Below are 18,530 nucleotides of genomic sequence, written 5' to 3'. Positions count from 1 at the left end.
CTCCTTGATGATGAAAACGCACGCCGTCGAAATAAAGGCGTTTCGCTATATAGTTAAATATATAGCGATAGCCTGTTGTTCTGAAAGCACTGTTTTACCGGGGTGAGAGAATTTTCAGCGCGTTTTCAGCCAGTTGCCGAGTCAGCTCGGTCGCACCCAACTGATGTTTGATACCAACTGCCTGACCTGCCCAGAGGTTGGTAAAGTCACTGCTGCCCTGTTTTTCCGCTTGTGCGCGCAACGGCATCAGGGCACCGCCTGCCAGAGGGAACGCAGGGGCGAGTGGGCTGACGGGGCCAGCTTCGCGCATGATCCGGTTGACGATGCCGCGCGCCGGACGCCCGGTGAAGAGGTTGGTCAGCGCAGTCTGGCTGTCCGTTGCAGCGTGCAGCGCCTGGCGATGCAGTGCACTGACGCTGGCTTCAGGGCAGAACAGATACGCCGTACCTACCTGAACCGCCGAGGCACCCAGAACAAATGCCGCCGCAACCCCGCGACCATCTGCAATACCACCCGCAGCGATGACCGGAATGCGCACGGCGTCCACTATTTGCGGCACCAGCGCCAGAGTGCCGACCTGAGTGTGCAGTTGATCGCTGAGGAACAGGCCCCGATGACCACCGGCTTCGTAGCCCATGGCAATGACCGCATCGCAGCCATGCTGATCCAGCCAGACGGCTTCGTCGACCGTGGTCGCCGAGGAAATGATCTTTGTCCCGGTGGCTCTGACCCGTTCCAGTAGCGCTCGCTCGGGAAGGCCGAAGTGGAAGCTCACCACCTCCGGCTTAAGGCGCTCGACCAGAGCACAGGTGGCGCTGTCGAAAGGGGCACGGCTGGAGACGGGCGTCGGTGCATCGAAATCGGCCCCCAACTCTTCGTAATAGGGTTTAAGTGCCTGTTTCCAATGCTCGGCGCGTTCGGCATCGTAGGCCGGAGCCTGATGGCAGAAGAAGTTCAGGTTCAGGGGCAGATTGCCGGTATGTTGCCGAAAGGTGGTGACTTCCTGTTCGATTTGCTCAGGGGTCAGCATTGCGCAGGGCAGCGATGCCAGCCCGCCAGCCTTCGCGACAGCAATAGCCATTTGTGATCCGGTGGCTCCGGCCATAGGCGCTTGCAGCACCGGCAGCTCTATCGTTAACAGGTCAATAATGCGGGTGTCCGGCCATTGGCTCATGTGTTTCTCCGGCTTGTATTCGGGCAGTCATGTACATGGCATTGAGCGCGAGAATAGCGTGAATGGCAAACGGCATTTCCGGCGCAAAACATAGACCGCGCGGAGAGGTTGACATAAAAAACGATCGGTCTAATATTCCTGCATGACTCAATTGCCTGTAAAAACCAGACGCCCCGGGCGGCCACCGAAAGTGGACCGCGACAACCTCGAAACCCGCGAGGCACTGTTGCGCCGTGGTCTGGAAGTGCTGACCGAGCAAAGCTTCTCGGCCACCGGGCTGGATTACATCCTCAAGGAAATCGGCATTCCCAAAGGTTCGTTCTATCACTACTTCACCAGCAAGGAAGCCTTCGGCCGGGCGGTACTGGATGAATACGCCCGCTATTTTGCACAGCGGCTGGACCACTGGCTGCTGGACGAAGCGCTTTCACCACTGGAGCGACTGGTCGGTTTTGTCCAGAGCGCCAAGAGCGGCATGGCGCGGCATGATTATCGACGCGGTTGCATGGTCGGCAATCTAGGCCAGGAAGTCGGTCTGTTGCCGGAAGGGTTTCGTGACGTACTGGAGCAGACGCTGCTGGACTGGCAGTCAAAGCTGGCCTGCTGCCTCAGGGCCGCACAGGCGCATGGTGAGTTGGCCAGAAGCGCCGATTGCGATGAATTGGCTGCGTTTTTCTGGATCGGCTGGGAAGGGGCGGTGCTTCGCGCCCGGCTGGTCAAAAGCGACACACCATTGAACACGTTCATTGCCGGTTACCTTCGTGGTTTGCCGCAATGACTTTTTCTTCAGGGCTATTTAAAGACGATCAGTCTAAATTGGAGGCGCACATGTTCAAGGGCATTTTGATCGACAAGGACGAGGCAGGTTATCGCGTCACTCTGACCGGTATCGACGAAGCACAGTTGCCTGCAGGTGACGTGACGATAAACGTGTCGCACAGCACGCTCAACTACAAGGACGCGCTGGCAATCACCGGCCAAAGCCCCATCGTGCGCAGTTTTCCGATGGTCCCGGGTATTGATCTGGCGGGTACGGTGCAAGCCAGCGATACGCCCGAGTACAAGGTGGGTGACAAGGTTCTGCTCAATGGCTGGGGTGTTGGCGAAGGGCACTGGGGCGGTCTGGCACAGAAGGCGCGGCTCAAGAGCGAATGGCTCATTCCATTGCCGGATGCTTTCACGCCCGCGCAGGCGATGGCCATTGGCACGGCGGGCTATACCGCAATGCTCAGCGTGCTGGCCCTTGAGAAGCACGGTTTGACACCCGACCACGGCGATGTGCTGGTGACCGGTGCCAATGGGGGAGTCGGCAGTTTCGCCATCGCTATTCTTGCCAGGCTTGGCTATCGGGTGATTGCCTCCACCGGGCGTGTTTCGCAAAGCGAGTATTTGCATCAACTCGGCGCAGCGCAGGTCGTCGACCGGGCGACCCTGTCGCAGCCGGGGCGACCTTTGGTCAAGGAGCAATGGGCGGCGGCAATCGACTCTGTCGGTAGTCATACGCTGGCCAATGTGTGCGCCGGTATTCGTTATCGCGGCGTAGTCGCGGCCTGCGGTCTGGCGCAGGGTATGGAGTTTCCGGGCTCGGTTGCACCGTTCATTCTGCGCGGCGTCACCCTGGCCGGTATCGACAGCGTTACTCGCCCGCGCGCTGACCGGCTGGAAGCCTGGTCCAGGCTGGCGAGCGACCTGGATTTGGCACTGCTGCCGCTGATCAGTCGTGAAGTCGGTTTGAGCGAGGTGATCGACATCGCGCCGCAATTGATCGCGGGCCAGATCCGTGGCCGGGTTGTGGTGGACACCGGGCGCTGAGTCGGTCAAAAAACGCTGGGTTCGACCTTGTCACCTGACTGCGCATGTTCAAGTGCGCGATGAATCCGGGCGGTGCCTAGCCCGGTTTCGCATAATTGCAACGGGATGCAACCGCCAAGTGCTGCGCTGGGTGTCACCAGCCAGCGACCGGCGCGCTCGGGTGTTTCAAGCACGCGAAGGATGTGACTGGCGATCATTGCGAGGCGGTCCAGACGCTCCGAAGCCACGGGGTCCAATGGCTGTTTCTGGCGCTGGCGACGTTCCAGCGTTGAAATTGATGCATTGAACAGCGCCTCCATTTGCCGCGGGCCGAGGGCCAGCGCGTCGCGTACCGCGCGGATCCAGCCATGCGCAAAGCCTGCCTGAATGTTCGCCAGGCGTTCAGCTTCGCTGCGCTGACTTACCTGATGGGCCAGCAACCAGAAATGCGCAGCCGCGTCGCGACGGCCATGTGCTTTGCTAGCGAGGGGCGGAATCAAGATACGAGCTTGCCTTGGGAGCCGGAGAAGTCGGCCAAGGCTATCTCAGGCAGCGCGTCGTTCAAGCCGCAGGGTGTAACCGATGATTGCCGGGTGGGCTGGAGCTGCTGGGCTGAACGAGCCGCGCCAGAGGTGTCGCAGCAGGGCCCTCGTGCTAAAGTCGGCTGCCTGAATACGAATGAAGAGCGCTGCAGCTGTCCGCACGCGCTTGCACCAGAAAAGGCGTCGTTCCACATGTCGCAAGACCCTTGTACCGATCAGGACGCACGCATTGTCAGTCAGCCTTCGCTGCCCGACGTCAACAAGCCGTTGCGCCTCTATCTCGACCGCCTGGCACCCTCAAGCCGCCTGACCATGACTTACGTTTTGCAGGACGCGGCAGATCGTCTGGGCATGGCTGACGTCGATATTCATGACATTCCCTGGCACACCCTGCAGCCTGGCCACGTGACCGCACTGGTCGCGACGCTGCGTGAAGACGACTACGCGCCAAACACCACCTCGCTGTATGTGAACGCTATTCGCGGTGTGATGAACGAGGCCTGGCGGCATGACCTGATCAGCCACGAGCAATTATTGAAGATTCGCTCGATCAAACCGGTCAGCGGTACGCGTCTGGCCAAGGGCCGTAATATCCGCCGCACGCTGATTCGTGAATTGATGGAGGCCTGCGCTGCAGACCCCAGGCCGCAAGGGCGTCGCGATGCCGCAATCATTGCGATTCTGTACGGCTCGGGGATGCGCAAGTCCGAGTCGGTCAACCTGGATCTGTCACAGATCGATTTCGCCGAGCGCAGCCTGCGGGTGCTGGGCAAAGGCAACAAACAGTTGATCAAATACGCCCCCGAGTGGGCGTTCAAGGCGCTGAACGACTGGCTGGAACTGCGTCGCTCGTGCTTGCAGCCGGGGCAAGGCGATGACCCGTTCCTGTTCAACCGGATTCGCCGCGGCAGTCACATCACCCGCGACAGAATCACTAAACATGCCATTTACTTCATCGCCAAGCAACGCGGGCGGCAGGTGGGGGTGAACATCATGCCTCACGATTTTCGGCGCTCGTTCATCACTCGTGTGATCGAAGAGTTCGATCTGTCGATTGCCCAGAAACTTGCGCATCACACGCATATTTCGACCACCGCCAGTTACGACATGCGCAGCGAGAACGAGCGCCGCAATGTGGTGGACGGGTTTGATCTTTAGGCAAAAAAAAGCCACCTCGCATAAGCGGGGTGGCTTAAAAGATCTAACCAAAGGAGTGATGAAGCAGAGCAGAGATTCACTGGCCTCGCGACGCGGATTCGCGAGGCCGGGAGATATGTTCGTTCATCGCCGACAACGGTAACACCGCCGCCCCTGATTCAATTATCAGCGTTATTGATACCCGTCATTGCCAAAAAACATATGACCCGCACGTGTTTGCGTGGCCAGCCATCTGCAAAATCGATTTCTCACCTCCGAGCTATCCGGCAATTGGATAGCCAACAATTGGCAACAATTTCATGCTTTACCGAACTTGAAACGTACGGGACTGAGCATGGAAAAGTTCGATATACACCGTAAAACCCGCTTCGACTCATTGGTACACGAGTACGGGCTCGATGGCAGTCGTCTGTTGCCTTGGGAAGGCTACCCGATGCCGTTCGCTGGCGGCTGGTGCGTGGTCCGTCCGGGCACCAGCAGCGAAGCGCATACCCAGATCGATCAGGAAATCTTCATTGCCATCAGGGGCAGCGCCCGTCTGGTGGTCGGCGACAAACAGATGGATTTCGCCGTGGGCGATATCGCCGCGATTCCGAAACACACCAATCATTACGTCATCAATGATTCCGCCGAGGACTTCCACTTCTATGTGGTGTGGTGGGACATGAACTACGTGAATGCTTTCGTGGCTCAGCACAGCGAAACCACGGGGTGCCTCGATGAGTAAGTACATCGTGACCATCACGCCGCCCACCCCGAATGGCGATTTGCACATAGGTCATATCGCCGGCCCGTTTCTGGCCGCTGACGTGTTCACCCGGGTCCAGCGCCAGCGCGGTCACGACTGTGTGCTGGTGTCCTATTCCGACGATTACCAGTCCTACATGCTGCGCAAAGGACTGGAGCAGGGCGTTGATCCGGTCGAGCTGGCCGGGCGTAATTCCGACCGCATCGAAGCGTCGCTGGCGGCGATCAACATCAAACCCGACAACTGGATGCGTCCGCACAACAACCCATGGTTTGCCGAGGCGGTTGGCGAGGTGTTCAACGCGTTGCGTGAAGCGGGCTCGATCGAGTTTCGCGATTCCAGCGAGCCGTACTGCCCCGATTGCGATGTGTGGGGCTACGAGGCATTTGCCCGAGGCAACTGCAATTACTGTGGGGCCGAGTCGGATGCCAGCCAGTGCGAGAACTGCGCTCAGGCCCCTGACGCCGAGTTGATGACCGGTCTGCACTGCAAATTGTGCAGGCAGCCGTCGCAATGGAAAAAGGCCCATCGCGCATTTTTGAAGCTGGCTGATTTCAAGCCGCACTTGCGTGACCGCCTGTTGGGCCAGCAGTGGCGCAAGCCGCTCGACAACTGGCTGCGCGATACGCTGGAGCACCTTCATGACTGGGGCGTAACCCGTCCAGGCGACGGCGGGCTTGACCTGCAGGCCGACGGCTCGTGCCGGGTCCATACCTGGTTCATGGGGCTGGCGGGCTATATGGCGGCATTTCGTGAATATGCCGACAGTGTCGGGCGTCCGGAGCTGTTACGTCAGTACTGGCAGTCGGGGCAGGGCACGCTGGTGCATTTTCTCGGCTTTGACTGCGTGTTCAGCCACGCCATCGTCTACCCGGCGCAGCTGTCGGCGCTGCGCGATATCAAGGTGCGCCAACGCTTCATGCCCAATCAGTTTCTGAAACTGGACGGCCTGAACCTGTCGACCAGCCGCAATCATGCGATCTGGGTCGGCGATCTGGCCCGTGAAGCCTGTGCCGACAGTGCGCGCCTGTATCTGGCAAGCATCGCACCCGAGCAAAGCGAAGGCGATTTTCGTCTGACGCATTTCCGCGCATGGCGGGAGCAGATATTCAGCGAATTTTTCCCCGCGTTGCTGGATGCCGGAAAACATCGCGATGACAGCTGGTGGAGCGGTATCTGTGGGGCCGATGCCGGGCTGTTGGAAGCGTTACGCCTGCAATGGAGCAGGGCCGCAGAGCCTGCGCAGTTCTCGATGAAGGGCATGGCTCAGGTGCTGCTTGACGTCATCGCCATTGCTCGCGCACGCCTGGCCGAAGGTCGGCCCGTCAGCCATCTGGCAGCGTTCATCGCAGTGGCTGGCAAGGCGCTGATTCCGGAAATGTCAGCGCAGATCATGGCCGCATTCGGACTGCCCGAGGCCCGGGTGAACGCCACGCTCATGAACGGCTCGGCCGCTGAATACTCCATCTGAACGGATGCACCACATGTTCATCGATTACGAGATAGCGGTCATCGGCGCCGGGATTACCGGCGCCAGCATCGCGGCGAAGCTGTGCAGCGCAGGTGTGTCGGTCGCTCTGATCGACAAGGGCGCAGCCGGCAGCTTGGGGGCGAGCGGTTATTCCGGCGGTCTGGTTCGCCTGTATGACAGCGATCCGCTGCTGATGGAGCTTGCGGCGTGGTCAATCAGCCTGATGGACGACGGCATTTTCGCGACCACTTACGCCAGCGCACTGCGACGTACCGGGGTGATCTACCGGGCCGCCACGGACCAGCTGGATAATCTGTGCCGGGCTATCGAGCAGCACGGCAGCGAACGCTACCCGATGCGCCTGCTGGTGGGCCATGAACTCGATGGCGGTCGCTATCCGCACTGCCCGGCAGTTGAGCGGGTCAACCTGTTCGAACCTCGCGCCTGCGTCGGCAATGTACGTCAGGCTGTCGCGGCGCTGTGCCACGTGGTTCGTCAGCAAGGCTTGCTGCTGGAGCATCGCGAGATCAAAGCCATCGACTGTCGTGCTGCGGACCTCGTACACATCGACATGGGTGACGCCACCTTGCGTTGTCGGGCGGTAGTGGTGGCTGCGGGTGCCTGGAGTCAGCATCTGGTGCCACACGCGGGGCTGGAAGCCCGTTCGATCCCCTTTGCCCGGGTGCTGACTGACAGCGACTGGTCAATGCCGGTGATCGATGCGGTTACTCAGAGCTACGCGATACCGCTGACCCGCCATATCGTGCAGACCGGCTGCGGCGCCCGCGATAACAGCCTCTGGCCAGAGCATCTGGCACAGCCTGATGCGCGGCATGCCGAAGACGCCTGCAAGCGCATTGTCCGGCTGTGCGGTTCGGCAACCCACCCACGTGTGTTGGATGTGCTGCCGGGTTTCGACAGTTACAGCGCCGACGGTCGTCCGCTGCTGGGTTTCTGCGCCGAGCACAGCCCGGTTTATCTGGCCGCAGGCATGTCGGGACTGGGGTTCAAGTTTGCTCCTGGTGTTGCCGGTATCGCTTTCGAGCAACTGCGCAGTCATCTGGCAGGAAAGGACCGGCCGAGCCTCGGCTGGTCGGCGTTGTCGCCACGCCGGCAGATGCCCGCTGCCAGTCTGGCGGGGATACAACCATGACGCCGCTCGCCTCACTTGTGCCAGGCTTGCGGGTCGGTGTCAGCGCGCTGTTCAACCCCCACGACACGCCGCACGCCCGGACCTTCATGAGGGCGCTGGCCGTGGCGCGCAACTGTGTGCCGGGGCTTGCGCGGGTGCAATGGCACTTCCTCGACGACGGAGCCAATGCCGTTCGCGGGGCCGAAGTGGCGCGGCACATGATCGACTGGAAAGCGGATCTGATCATTGGCCATTTTTCATCGGACGCCGCCGTCAGCGCCGCGGCGCTGTATCGGCAAGCCGGTGTCGCGCTGCTGACACCGGCAGCAACGATTGATGGCCTGACGCTTGAGCACCCCAACGCATTCCGTTTCTGCCCCTCGGACCGTCAACTGGCGGGTGATTTGGTGAGCTGGCTGGCGAGCCGTCAATGGCGCCGCGTTCATGTCCAGGCTGATGACAGCGCTCATGGTCAGGCCTTGTGCGTTGCCATCTGCGAAGCGCTGGTACGCGCTGGATTGCAGCGCGTCGAAGAGCCTGAGCACGCCGATGTCGAGGTATTTGCCGGCCGCCTCAAGCCCAGTCGCGAACACTGGCAGGCGCGACGACAGGCCGGGAGTAACCGCCCGCTGGTACTGACTGACGACGCTGCCTCGCCGTATCTGGGCTGCGCCGAGGACCAGCGTGGCAAGACGTTCGTCATCGGTTTCGGGACTCCTGACAACCCAGGAAATGGCTGCCATGCCAGCGCGCTGCACCAAATGTTGTTCGCTGCCGAGCCACACACCTACTTTCGCGAAAGCCTGCTGATGCTTTACGTGCTGGCTGAGCTGGCCGACGGCGGTCTTCGCGCCGGGCAACTGCTGAACGCGTTGCAGCACACCACCTTCAACACACCGTTGGGCGCAGTCGGCTTTGATCGGGGCGAGCTGCGAGGCGCGATGACCTGTGTCTGGACCCCGGGCCCCACAGGACTGACCCCCGTCAGCCGATAGCCGCAAGAAAAACCAAGAACACCGCTTCACGCCAACTCTAAGGACAGGAACTTCATGGGTAACTCGACACCACACACGTTGCACTCGGACGCCGTCTGTATCGGCTTTGGTCCAGCCGGCATCGCGCTGGCCTGTGCTTTTGAAGACGCACGGGAGGCCAATGACCCGCTCGGCTCGCTGTCCATCCGCTATCTGGAAGCTGCGCAAGACAGCCAATGGCACCGCGAACTGCTGCTGGCCGGAACTGACATCAACCATCACGTATTTCGTGACCTGGTGACGCCGCGCAATCCGCGCAGCCGCTTTTCCTTCGCCATGTACCTCAAGGAACAGGGGCGGATGTTCGATTTCGGCCTGCTGGGCCGTCCCGCCAGTCGCCATGAATGGTCGGATTATCTGGCCTGGGTGTCCAGGCAAGTGGACAGCCAGACCTGCTTCAACACGCCGGTCACCGGGATTGACCCTGTGCTGCGCAACGGCCGTTTGCACGAAGTACGGGTCTGCACGCCGCAAACCTGCTTCACGACGCGCAATGTCGTGCTGTCCAGCGGCAGCGCACCGCGCATTCCACACGCGTTCGAGGCGCTGCTTGGCCCGACGCTGTTTCACACTTCGCAGTTTCTGACCCGCCTGCAAGCCTTTGGCGAATACTTGCCCAAGCGCTGGCTGGTGCTGGGCTCGGGGCAGAGCGCCAGTGAGTCGGTGCTGGAACTGGTCAGTCGCGATCCTGCCATCGAGGTGCATTCAGTGCATCGCTCTGCCGGTTTCAAGCTCACTCAACTGGGGCAGTTCCCCAACCGGGTGTTTGCCCCGGATCACGTTGATTACTTCCATAGCCTGAGCCCCGCAGCGCGGCGGCGCTTTCTCGACTGGGGCCGTTCGACCAACTACGCCGGGATCGACCCGGATGAAAGTCAGAAGCTGTTTTCGCTGATCTACGAGGACTCCATCGCCGGACGCAAGCGTCTGCAGACCCATGCTTACAGCCTGATCAGTGCCATCGAGCACAGCGCAGAGGGCTACCGGATCGAGTTGACCGACACCTTCAGCCAGCGCACCCAAGTGCTGGAAGTCGACGCCGTTGTGCTCGGCACCGGTTATCAGCAGTACCTGATACCACCGTTATTGAGTGGCTTGCAGCCATGGCTCAAGGCCGATCTGGATGGCGGCCTGCTGATTGATCGGGATTACCGAGTCGCTACGCAGGGCGAGTGCGACGTGAATATCTGGGTCAACGGTCTTTCCGAACGCAGCCACGGAATCAGCGATAGCCAGTCGTTCTCGCTGATGGCGCTGCGCGCCGAGCGTATCGCCAATGCGCTTGAGCAGGCAGTAGCACCGGCAGCCGAACCTTTGCTGGCACAGTGGAAGTGACCCTTATGTACGACTCTCTTTGCGACATCGTTCACGATCAGACCTTCCTCAAGGTGTCTGGCCTGGGCGCAGACTTTTTCCTGAAAATGGAATCACTCAACCCGGCCGGATCGATCAAGCTCAAAACCGCCGTAGGGCTGATCAATGACCTTCAGGCTCGGGGTTTGCTGGGCCCTGACACGATTCTGATCGAGTCTTCGTCGGGCAACCTTGGCGTGGCGCTGGCGATGATCTGCGCTGAACGGGCAATACCCTTTACCTGCGTGGTCGACCCCAACAGCTCCAGCCATAACATCCGCATGATGCGCAGCTATGGCGCCGAGGTGATTCAGGTCCAGGCCCCGGATGCCAACGGCGGGTTTCTGGGAACACGCATTGCGCTGATCCGGGAAAAGCTCGCCAGCGATCCGCGATATGTTTGGCTCAATCAATACGAGAATGCCGCCAACCCGCGTGCTCACGCCCGGACCACGGCACGCTCGATCAGCCAGCACTTCGGTCATGTCGACTATCTGTTCGTCGGTGCCGGGACCACCGGCACGCTGATGGGCTGCGTCCAGCATTTTCAGCGGCATCACCCGAGCACCAGAATCATTGCCGTCGACAGCGTCGGTTCGGTGACCTTTGGCACTCCGGCCAGCCGTCGCTTCATACCGGGGCTGGGTACCAGCCAGCATCCGCCGATCTTCAAGGCTGATGGTATTTACGCGCTGGAGATGGTTCCTGAATCCCGTACCGTCGCCATGTGTCGCATTCTGGCGCGCAGCAAAGGCTTGCTGGTTGGCGGGTCCACCGCGACGGTGATCGCCGCGGTACATGCCTGGCGCGAGCGCATCGAGCCGGGTTCGGTGGTCGTGGCATTGTCGCCAGACTGGGGCGAGCGCTATCTGGACACCCTCTACGATGACCAGTGGGTCGAGCAGCGTTTTGGCCGTGAAGTGCTGAACATGACCCTGGCGGATCTTTCCTCACCAGAGGCGGCAACATTTCCGGGACGCGTGAAAACGCCTTCGCGAGCAAGCTCGCTCCCACAGGATGTATGTGAATCTGTTGCATGCGCGTGCGCAAGCCCTTATGGGAGCGAGCTTGCTCGCGAAAGCGATGGGTCGGTGGCGACGCCTTCGGGTGCAGACCCGCTCCCACAGGATGTGTGTGAATCTGTTGCATGCGCGTGCGCAAGCCCTTGTGGGAGCGAGCTTGCTCGCGAAAGCGGTGGGTCGGTGACAGCGCCTTCGGGTGCAAGCGCGCTTGCGCAGGAGCAGTGTTCAACCTTCTGGCTGGCTGCCGAGCGCCTGAAGCAGGCGGCGTTTCATGTAGTCGATGGCGAGGTGGTCGCGCGCCTGCTGGCGGCTGATCCGCTGGCTTGCATCGAGGATGTGCAGGCGGCGTATCTGGCCCACGAGGCCGGGCGCACGATCAACCCTGACAGTTACTTTCTGCGTTTTCCCGAGGCACTGGCCAATCGGATCATTGCCTTGCCCGCCAGCCTGTCGGGCGAGCAGGCAGTCAGTGGCATCAAGTGGATATCCAGCTTTCCGGACAATATCGAGACGGGCCTGCAACGCGCCTCGGCCGTGCTGATCCTCAATGACCCGCTGACCGGCTATGCCTTTGCCTGCCTGGAAGCCTCACGCATCAGCGCCATGCGCACGGCAGCCTCGGCGGTGCTCGGTGCGCGCTGGATGAACCGTCATCAGCGCCACGTCGGACGAATGGCGTTCATCGGTGCCGGTTTCATCGCCCGAACCATCCTCGACATGTTCGTCAGCGATGGCTGGACGATGGACGCAATAACCGTCTTCGATCAACACGAGGACTCGGCATCGGCGTTGGTGCAGCATGCCGCCAGTCGACATCGGTTGAACAGTCAGCCAAGCGATTTGCCGACCGCCTTGCAGGCTGACGTGGTGGTGTTCGCTACCACCGCGCCGAGCCCTTATGTGCTGGAGCCGCTGTTTCGGCCAGGGCAACTGCTGCTGAACATTTCGTTGCGTGATCTGGGCGCGGACGTCATCGCGCAGGCCAATAACATTCTTGATGACGTTGAGCACTGCCTCAAGGCTCAGACCTCACCTGATCTCGCCGTGCAGCAGTATCAGGACCGATCGTTCATCACCGGGACGCTGGCACAACTGATGACCGGGCAGGTGGAACTGAGTCCGGATCGGGCCTCGATCTTCTCGCCATTCGGTCTCGGCGTACTGGACCTTGCCGTGGGCCAGCGCGTCTATCGCCAGGCAGTGGCCGAAGGCAGCGCGTTGCCGGTGCCGAAGTTCTTCTTTGAGTCGAAGCGCTGGTGATGGCCGTGCAGACGCATACCGTAGCGATTATCGGTCTGGGCTCGCGTGGTTTGAGCATTCTGGAGCAGTTGATCGGCCTGAGTCGCCATGCCGATCGGCCTTTGAATATCGAAGTGTTCGACCCGCAACCACCCGGCAGCGGGCTGCACCATGCGCAGCAGGCGGATTACCTGATGCTCAACACCATGGCCGGCCAGTTATCCGCGTTTTCTTCCGCATTCCCGGCGTGCGCGCCATCAGGTCCGACCTTTCTGCAATGGTGCCGCAGTCAGGATGTGCGCCTTGACGAGCGCGGCCACGTCAGCACGGACGGGCAGGGCAGAGCGGTGGCGTTTGGCGACTTTTTGCCGCGCGCACTGCTCGGGCGCTACTTGCAGGACAGCTATCGCCTGCTCCTGCAGTGCTGCCCGGCGCATGTGCAGGTGCGCTATCACGCCGAGCAGGTCATGACCTGTGGGCCGCTATTGGAAGCCCCCGGCTTCAGGTTGCACACCCGAAGTCAGGAGATGGATGTCGATGCCGTGTTCCTCGCCAGCGGGCATGCCTTTGAAACCGGCGCGCAACTGGAGGTCGGCGATACGGTCGCCATCGAGGGACTGGGACTGACCGCGCTGGACACGCTGGCTCACCTGACTCAAGGGCGCGGCGGGCGCTACGTGCGCGATAGCGGTTTTGCAGGCTGGCGATATCTGCCGTCCGGCCGCGAGCCCAAGGTGTTCCTGTACTCGCGCACAGGGCTGCCGTTTCATGCACGGCCGCAATGGCATGCCTCCAGCCAGCCCGCATTGCCGAGGCTGTTCTTCAACGCTGCCGCCATAGCCCGTTTGCGCGAGCAAAAGGAGGGCGGGCAACTCGACTTTCGGGCCGATGTGCTGCCGCTGATCAAGGATGAAATGCGCGCCGTGTTTTATCAGGCCAGGGTCCGGCTCGATGCGCCAGCGCAGTTGGCGTCGGTGCAGCGGCTGCTGCGCGAGTCAACCGCCATACCCGCAGCGTTTGAGCGGCTGGCCGAGCTATGGGGTGAGTTTGACCCTGAGCAATGGCTGTTGACCCAACGCTGGTCGGGTGCGCAAGGCACGTATGGCCAATGGTTCGTCGACTGGATCAAACGGGACCTGGCGCTGAGTCGGCTGGGCACGGCAGGCAGTCCGATCTGCCAGGCACTGGAGGTCTGGCGAGATTACCGCGACCTGCTGCGCCTGATCGCGGATCGCAACGGCCTGACTGAATCGTCGACCCTGGAGTTTTATGGCACATGGGCCGGGTTGAGCAACCGGCTGGTCGGCGGGCCGCAGAAGGAGCGCCATGAAGATCTGCTGGCGCTGATCGAGGCTGGCGTCGTGACGATCCTGCCGCCGATGGACGATGTGCAACGGGCCGATTTTCGCCCCGACGGCATCATTGGCGCGCGGGTCGCCCACGGCGGTCTGTCGGGCAATGGCCCGGGTCTGATCAGTGATTTGCACGAGCAAGGACTGATTCGCGCTGCGCATGCCTGGCCTGCCGACGGTATTGAAACCGATGAGTCTGCTCGTGCCATTGGCCGCGATGGTTCGGTGCAGCAGCGGCTCTGGGTTCTGGGGCCTGCCGTGGAAGGCTGCACCTTTTACAACCACTACGTGCCCACGCCTGACCCGACCTGCCGCGCACTGATCGAAGCGCGCAGGGCGGTCGAGTCATGCCTGGAGATGCTGGCGAAGCACACTTCAAGTTGCATCACATTAACGTTTAACAAAGCTGTTTAACTTATTAATTAAAAAGGAATTGCTGATATGTATGAAGTCACTTTACTAACCGCGCTGGCGGGAGCGTTCATCGTGCTGATCATCAGTCCCGGGCCGAACTTCCTGGTGATCACCCAGCTCTCGTTCAGCCAGTCACGGCAGCAGGGCATCTGTGCCGGGCTGGGGGTCGCCTCGGGCAGCATTCTCTGGGCCCTGCTGGCAGCCACCGGGTTAGGGCTGGTGTTTCAGCAGTTGCCGTGGCTTCAACCGGCGTTGCAATTGCTGGGCGGTGCTTACCTGACCTGGCTCGGCACCAAGAGCCTGCGCAGTGCTGGCAGCCAGCCCAAGCCGAGGGACATCGGTGCGCTGGGCATCGGCAGTCTGAGCCGCGCCTATCGGTTCGGCCTGCTGACCAACCTGACCAATCCCAAGGCGCTGGCGTTCTACACCAGCGTGTTCACCACCGTGACCACGCCGGGCATGCCGATGTGGGTGCGCACTGCGGGGGTATCGATCATCGCGGTGCTGGCGATTTCCTGGTTCGTGCTGCTGGCTACGTTGTTTTCGATCCCGGCCGTGCAGGCGCGCTATCAGCGGATGAAAAAGGCCATCGATATCGTTACCGGTCTTTTCATGATCGCTTTCGGTCTGCGCCTGCTGATCGGTTTGCTGCCCGCCAACTTCATTTACTGAAATAACCTGCAAGGGACTACGTACATGCACAGCAACGACTGGCACTACCCGACTTCAATCCGTGCAGGCGCTGGACGCGTTAATGAACTGGCCGACGCCTGCCGGAAGACCGGCATAAAACGGCCGTTACTGATTACCGACAGCTTTCTCGGCAGCACCGACATGATCGCCAGCGCCGTGCAGGATTGCCGCCGCCAATTAGGCCATTGCGGCCTGTTTGACCGGGTCAAGGGCAACCCGACCGGGACCAACGTCGCCGAGGGGCTGCAAGCCTACAGAGCCGGGGATTACGACGGCGTCATCGCGTTTGGCGGCGGCTCGGCGCTGGACGCTGCCAAAGCGGTGGCGCTGATGTCCGGCCAGACCCGCCCGTTGTGGGATTTCGAAGACATCGGTCAGAACCACCTGCGCGCCGATCCAGACGGCATTGCGCCGGTGATCGCGCTGCCGACGACGGCCGGCACCGGCTCTGAAGTGGGGCGTGCGTCGGTGATTACCGATGAGCAGGCCCAGGTCAAACGCACCATCCTGCACATTCGCATGATGCCGCGCATCGCGATTCTGGATGCCACGCTGACCCTGAACCTGCCAACGCACCTGACTGCCGCGACGGGTGCGGACGCCTTGACTCACTGCATGGAATCCTGGTGTTCACCGGCCTGGCACCCGATGGCCGAAGCGGTGTCGGTCAAGGGCATGCAGATGATCAAGGAATATTTGCCTCGGGTTGTTGCTGACGGTCAGGACCTGGAGGCGCGGCAGCAAATGCTGGTGGCTTCCAGCCTGGGTGCCGCCGCGTTTCAGCGCGGTCTGGGCGGCGTACACGCAATTGCTCAGAGCCTTGGGGCGCTCTACGACCAGCATCATGGTTTGCTGAATGCGATTCTGCTGCCCTATGTGCTGGAGGCCAATCGCTCGGCGCTGCTGAAGCAAATGGATGATCTGGCGGTTTACCTGCGTTTGCCCATGCCCGGTTTTACCGGGGTAATGGACTGGTTACTGGCGCTACGCGAGCAGATTGGCATTGCACATACGCTGGGCGAGATAGGTATCGATGATCGCGACGCCGAGCGTGTCGGACGCATGGCATTTGCCGATGGCTGCTCGCACACCAACCCGATTCGTCATTCGGCCGAGGCGTATGCGCAGATCTTCAGCCGCGCAGTGAAGGGCCTGTGAGCGATGATTGCCCTGAATGAGCCCGCCGTGCAGCGTGTCAGCGGTGTCTGGCAACGCTTCATCGATCAGCGCCGGATCGTTGGCGGGGTGCTGTTGCTGGCCGGGCAGGGGCGCCTGGTTTACGCCAGCGCACTCGGCTGGGCAGATCGCGAGCAGCAGATTCCGGTCACTCGCAGCACGCGCTTTCGTCTGGCATCACTGACCAAACTGTTGACCTCGGTGGTGGTGTTGCGGCTCTGCGAGCTAGGCATATTGGACCTGCAAGCCTCGGTAACGGACTGGCTGCCTGCCTTTCGTCCACGTCTGGCCTGCGGCCGTGAACCTGTCATCACGCTGCAGCATTTGCTGTCGCACACTTGCGGCTTGAGCTACGGTTTCGAACAAACGTCCGGTAATGCCTATGAGCGGGCAGGGGTGTCGGACGGGCTGGACTGTGTGCCGTTCGATCTAAAGGAAAACCTGACCCGGTTGGCGCGTCTGCCACTGCTGTTTGAGCCGGGTAGCGCCTGGGGATACTCGTTGGGCATAGATGTGCTGGGCGCTGTGATTGAACAGGCCACCGGCATGCCGTTGTCAGAGGCTGTTGCCAAGTGGGTTACCCTGCCTTTGCGCATGGATGCGACTTCCTTCAGGCACGACCAGCAACGAACGCTGGCCAGCGCCTACAAGGACAGTGTCAACGGCCCGCAACGTATCGGCGAAAACGATGTGTTGTTGCTCGACAGCGGACAGGCGCGGCTGTCATCGGCTCGGGCTTTTGACGCAGGTGCATATGAATCTGGCGGGGCAGGCATGCTGGGCACGGCTGATGACTATCTCCGGCTGCTCGAATGCCTGCGTCTGGGGGGCGCGCCGTTATTGAGCGCCGTCAGTACCGAGCGCTTGCTGAATAACGCGATTGGAAGCATAACCATTGCCAGTCGGGGGCCTGGCTGGAAGTTCGGCCTGGGGCCGATGATCCTTGCCGATCCCGCTGCGGTGCGGGGGCAGCAACAGGGTGTCGGGACCTGGTCGTGGTGCGGCTTGTATGGCAGTCATTACTGGGTTGATCCGGTTTCTGCGCTCAGCATGGTCGTCCTGACCAACACGGCTGTTGCGGGCGCGTGGGGTGAGTTTGCCGATACGCTTGTCGATGCGGTCTACGCGAGGCCCGAGGTCACGCCCGGGCAAACTGCTTGCGATAGCTGCTCGGGCTGATGCCCACCAGATTGCGGAAGTGTCGGCGAAAAGACTCTTCGGAGCCGAAACCGGCGCGGTCCACCACTTCGTTGAGACGCAGCTTCGAGGACTCCAGCAATTCCTTGGCGTAGGCAATGCGCTCGCCGAGCAGCCAGTCGTAAGGCGTAAGGCCGGTACTTTCCATAAAGCTGCGGTGCAAGGTGCGGGTACTGAGCGCCGCCCTTGAGGCCATTTCCTTGATGGTGTGAGGGCGCTGCAGATCGCTGCGGATCCAGTCCATCAGGTTGGAAATCGGCCCGTCGCTGGCCGACACCAGTTGCCGGGACGCATATTGCGATTGCCCGCCTTCGCGATGAGGCGGGATGACCATGCGCTGCGCCACCATGTTGGCAACGCGCGAGCCGTGATCGTTGCGCACCAGGTGCAGCATCATGTCCAGCCCCGCGGCCGAGCCCGCAGCTGTCACGATAGTGCCTTGGTCCACATACAGTTCGTTGGGTTGAATGGTCAGGCCCGGATACATGGTTGCCAGCAGGTCGGTGTAGCGCCAGTGGGTGGTGACCTTGTGCCCGTCGAGCAAACCGGCCGCGGCCAGAACGAAAGCGCCTGTACAGATCGAGCAGATCCGCGCGCCGCGTGCATGAGCAGCCTGGAGCTGTTCGATGAGCCGCTGCGGAACTGCGGACTCCACTCCGCGCCAGCCTGGCACGATGATTGTATCGGCATTCTCCAGCAGCACTTCGCCAGGCGTTGGCACGATGGTAATGCCCCCGGCGGCGGTGATCGGCCCATCGTCGACCGGGAAGGTCGCGAATTCGTACCAGTTGACCCCCAGTTCAGGTCTTTTCAGCGCAAATACTTCGACCGTGCAGCCAAATTCGAAGGTGCACAACTGGTTGTAGATGAGTGCGACAACGAGATGATTTTTCATGGCGCGATGTTACCGGATATTGGCATTTCAGCCAGTAGTTTGGCGTGATGCTACTGGGTAATCTGCACCCTGTCACCGCTTGAAACTGCTTAAACCTTAATATGATGCAAGTGGTCTGCCATGCAGGCCCTGGAGCCAA

General features: G+C 61.2%; 16 protein-coding genes. 13 read left to right on the top strand and 3 right to left on the bottom strand.

From position 1 onward, the window contains the following. Positions 1-94 precede the first annotated feature (94 nt). On the bottom strand, positions 95-1,174 hold the full coding sequence (locus tag RYC17_RS00850; protein WP_316902211.1) for a nitronate monooxygenase: 1,080 nt from the start codon (positions 1,172-1,174) through the stop codon (positions 95-97). A 142-nt stretch (positions 1,175-1,316) separates the two neighbouring features. Between RYC17_RS00850 and RYC17_RS00845 the strand changes: the two genes are divergently transcribed. Together RYC17_RS00845 and RYC17_RS00840 are read left to right on the top strand one after the other, a co-directional pair. Continuing rightward, a complete protein-coding gene (locus RYC17_RS00845; protein WP_057453035.1) occupies positions 1,317-1,952 on the top strand; it encodes a TetR/AcrR family transcriptional regulator in 636 nt (211 codons plus the stop codon). A gap of 50 nt (positions 1,953-2,002) precedes the next feature. After that, positions 2,003-2,986 carry an MDR family oxidoreductase gene (locus RYC17_RS00840; RefSeq protein WP_316902208.1) on the top strand — a complete coding sequence of 328 codons (984 nt, stop codon included), beginning with the start codon at positions 2,003-2,005 and terminating at the stop codon, positions 2,984-2,986. 5 nt (positions 2,987-2,991) lie between these two features. On the opposite strand, the gene RYC17_RS00835 is transcribed toward RYC17_RS00840, so the two are convergent. After that, entirely contained in the window at positions 2,992-3,465 is a 474-nt protein-coding gene (locus tag RYC17_RS00835; RefSeq protein WP_316902206.1) for an antitoxin Xre-like helix-turn-helix domain-containing protein, read from the bottom strand. 234 nt (positions 3,466-3,699) lie between these two features. Between RYC17_RS00835 and xerC the strand changes: the two genes are divergently transcribed. The 11 genes from xerC (at position 3,700) to RYC17_RS00780 (ending at position 17,478) form a co-directional block, all read left to right on the top strand. After that, positions 3,700-4,665: a tyrosine recombinase XerC gene (gene xerC / locus RYC17_RS00830; protein ID WP_316902205.1), complete on the top strand. Its 966-nt coding sequence runs from the start codon at positions 3,700-3,702 to the stop codon at positions 4,663-4,665. A 334-nt stretch (positions 4,666-4,999) separates the two neighbouring features. Next, positions 5,000-5,392, top strand: coding sequence for a cupin domain-containing protein (locus RYC17_RS00825; protein WP_316902203.1), 393 nt, complete (start codon positions 5,000-5,002; stop codon positions 5,390-5,392). Then, positions 5,385-6,884 carry a methionine--tRNA ligase gene (locus RYC17_RS00820; RefSeq protein ID WP_316902202.1) on the top strand — a complete coding sequence of 500 codons (1,500 nt, stop codon included), beginning with the start codon at positions 5,385-5,387 and terminating at the stop codon, positions 6,882-6,884. The genes RYC17_RS00825 and RYC17_RS00820 overlap by 8 nt, the downstream gene beginning before the upstream one ends. A 13-nt stretch (positions 6,885-6,897) precedes the next feature. Further along, the gene (locus RYC17_RS00815; protein WP_316902200.1) at positions 6,898-8,037 is read left to right on the top strand and encodes an FAD-dependent oxidoreductase; all 1,140 of its coding nucleotides are present in this window, start codon (positions 6,898-6,900) and stop codon (positions 8,035-8,037) included. Next, positions 8,034-9,011, top strand: a complete 978-nt coding sequence (locus tag RYC17_RS00810) for an ABC transporter substrate-binding protein (RefSeq protein WP_316902199.1) — start codon at positions 8,034-8,036, stop codon at positions 9,009-9,011. The genes RYC17_RS00815 and RYC17_RS00810 overlap by 4 nt, the downstream gene beginning before the upstream one ends. A 54-nt stretch (positions 9,012-9,065) precedes the next feature. Beyond that, positions 9,066-10,385: a lysine N(6)-hydroxylase/L-ornithine N(5)-oxygenase family protein gene (locus tag RYC17_RS00805; protein WP_316902196.1), complete on the top strand. Its 1,320-nt coding sequence runs from the start codon at positions 9,066-9,068 to the stop codon at positions 10,383-10,385. Between the two features lie 5 nt (positions 10,386-10,390). Continuing rightward, the gene (sbnB, locus tag RYC17_RS00800; RefSeq protein WP_316902194.1) at positions 10,391-12,685 is read left to right on the top strand and encodes a 2,3-diaminopropionate biosynthesis protein SbnB; all 2,295 of its coding nucleotides are present in this window, start codon (positions 10,391-10,393) and stop codon (positions 12,683-12,685) included. After that, a complete protein-coding gene (locus RYC17_RS00795; protein ID WP_316902192.1) occupies positions 12,685-14,430 on the top strand; it encodes an FAD/NAD(P)-binding protein in 1,746 nt (581 codons plus the stop codon). Before sbnB ends, RYC17_RS00795 begins: the two co-directional genes overlap by 1 nt. A 27-nt stretch (positions 14,431-14,457) precedes the next feature. After that, the gene (locus tag RYC17_RS00790) at positions 14,458-15,102 is read left to right on the top strand and encodes a LysE family transporter (RefSeq protein WP_054987408.1); all 645 of its coding nucleotides are present in this window, start codon (positions 14,458-14,460) and stop codon (positions 15,100-15,102) included. Between the two features lie 24 nt (positions 15,103-15,126). Next, positions 15,127-16,281, top strand: coding sequence for an iron-containing alcohol dehydrogenase (locus RYC17_RS00785; RefSeq protein WP_316902189.1), 1,155 nt, complete (start codon positions 15,127-15,129; stop codon positions 16,279-16,281). Between the two features lie 3 nt (positions 16,282-16,284). Continuing rightward, positions 16,285-17,478 (top strand): serine hydrolase domain-containing protein, encoded by a 1,194-nt coding sequence (locus RYC17_RS00780; protein ID WP_316902187.1) that lies wholly within the window; start codon positions 16,285-16,287, stop codon positions 17,476-17,478. On the opposite strand, the gene ftrA is transcribed toward RYC17_RS00780, so the two are convergent. Continuing rightward, positions 17,438-18,391 (bottom strand): transcriptional regulator FtrA, encoded by a 954-nt coding sequence (gene ftrA, locus RYC17_RS00775; protein WP_002553443.1) that lies wholly within the window; start codon positions 18,389-18,391, stop codon positions 17,438-17,440. The two genes, RYC17_RS00780 and ftrA, sit on opposite strands and share 41 nt — an antisense overlap. Between the last annotated feature and the right edge of the window lie 139 nt (positions 18,392-18,530).

This window comes from Pseudomonas syringae group sp. J248-6 (assembly GCF_032586995.1).
GTDB lineage: Bacteria > Pseudomonadota > Gammaproteobacteria > Pseudomonadales > Pseudomonadaceae > Aquipseudomonas > Aquipseudomonas amygdali.
The sequence above is the reverse complement of the archived record's forward strand: the minus strand, read 5'-3'. Positions and strand labels throughout refer to the sequence as shown.

Excerpts from the sequence above, each read along its gene's own strand:
- RYC17_RS00850 (WP_316902211.1), bottom strand. The coding sequence starts at position 1,174 with ATGAGCCAATGGCCGGACACCCGCATTATTGACCTGTTAACGATAGAG.
- RYC17_RS00845 (WP_057453035.1), top strand. The coding sequence starts at position 1,317 with ATGACTCAATTGCCTGTAAAAACCAGACGCCCCGGGCGGCCACCGAAA.
- RYC17_RS00840 (WP_316902208.1), top strand. The coding sequence starts at position 2,003 with ATGTTCAAGGGCATTTTGATCGACAAGGACGAGGCAGGTTATCGCGTC.
- xerC (WP_316902205.1), top strand. The coding sequence starts at position 3,700 with ATGTCGCAAGACCCTTGTACCGATCAGGACGCACGCATTGTCAGTCAG.
- RYC17_RS00825 (WP_316902203.1), top strand. The coding sequence starts at position 5,000 with ATGGAAAAGTTCGATATACACCGTAAAACCCGCTTCGACTCATTGGTA.
- RYC17_RS00820 (WP_316902202.1), top strand. The coding sequence starts at position 5,385 with ATGAGTAAGTACATCGTGACCATCACGCCGCCCACCCCGAATGGCGAT.
- RYC17_RS00815 (WP_316902200.1), top strand. The coding sequence starts at position 6,898 with ATGTTCATCGATTACGAGATAGCGGTCATCGGCGCCGGGATTACCGGC.
- RYC17_RS00810 (WP_316902199.1), top strand. The coding sequence starts at position 8,034 with ATGACGCCGCTCGCCTCACTTGTGCCAGGCTTGCGGGTCGGTGTCAGC.
- RYC17_RS00805 (WP_316902196.1), top strand. The coding sequence starts at position 9,066 with ATGGGTAACTCGACACCACACACGTTGCACTCGGACGCCGTCTGTATC.
- sbnB (WP_316902194.1), top strand. The coding sequence starts at position 10,391 with ATGTACGACTCTCTTTGCGACATCGTTCACGATCAGACCTTCCTCAAG.
- RYC17_RS00795 (WP_316902192.1), top strand. The coding sequence starts at position 12,685 with ATGGCCGTGCAGACGCATACCGTAGCGATTATCGGTCTGGGCTCGCGT.
- RYC17_RS00790 (WP_054987408.1), top strand. The coding sequence starts at position 14,458 with ATGTATGAAGTCACTTTACTAACCGCGCTGGCGGGAGCGTTCATCGTG.
- RYC17_RS00785 (WP_316902189.1), top strand. The coding sequence starts at position 15,127 with ATGCACAGCAACGACTGGCACTACCCGACTTCAATCCGTGCAGGCGCT.
- RYC17_RS00780 (WP_316902187.1), top strand. The coding sequence starts at position 16,285 with ATGATTGCCCTGAATGAGCCCGCCGTGCAGCGTGTCAGCGGTGTCTGG.
- ftrA (WP_002553443.1), bottom strand. The coding sequence starts at position 18,391 with ATGAAAAATCATCTCGTTGTCGCACTCATCTACAACCAGTTGTGCACC.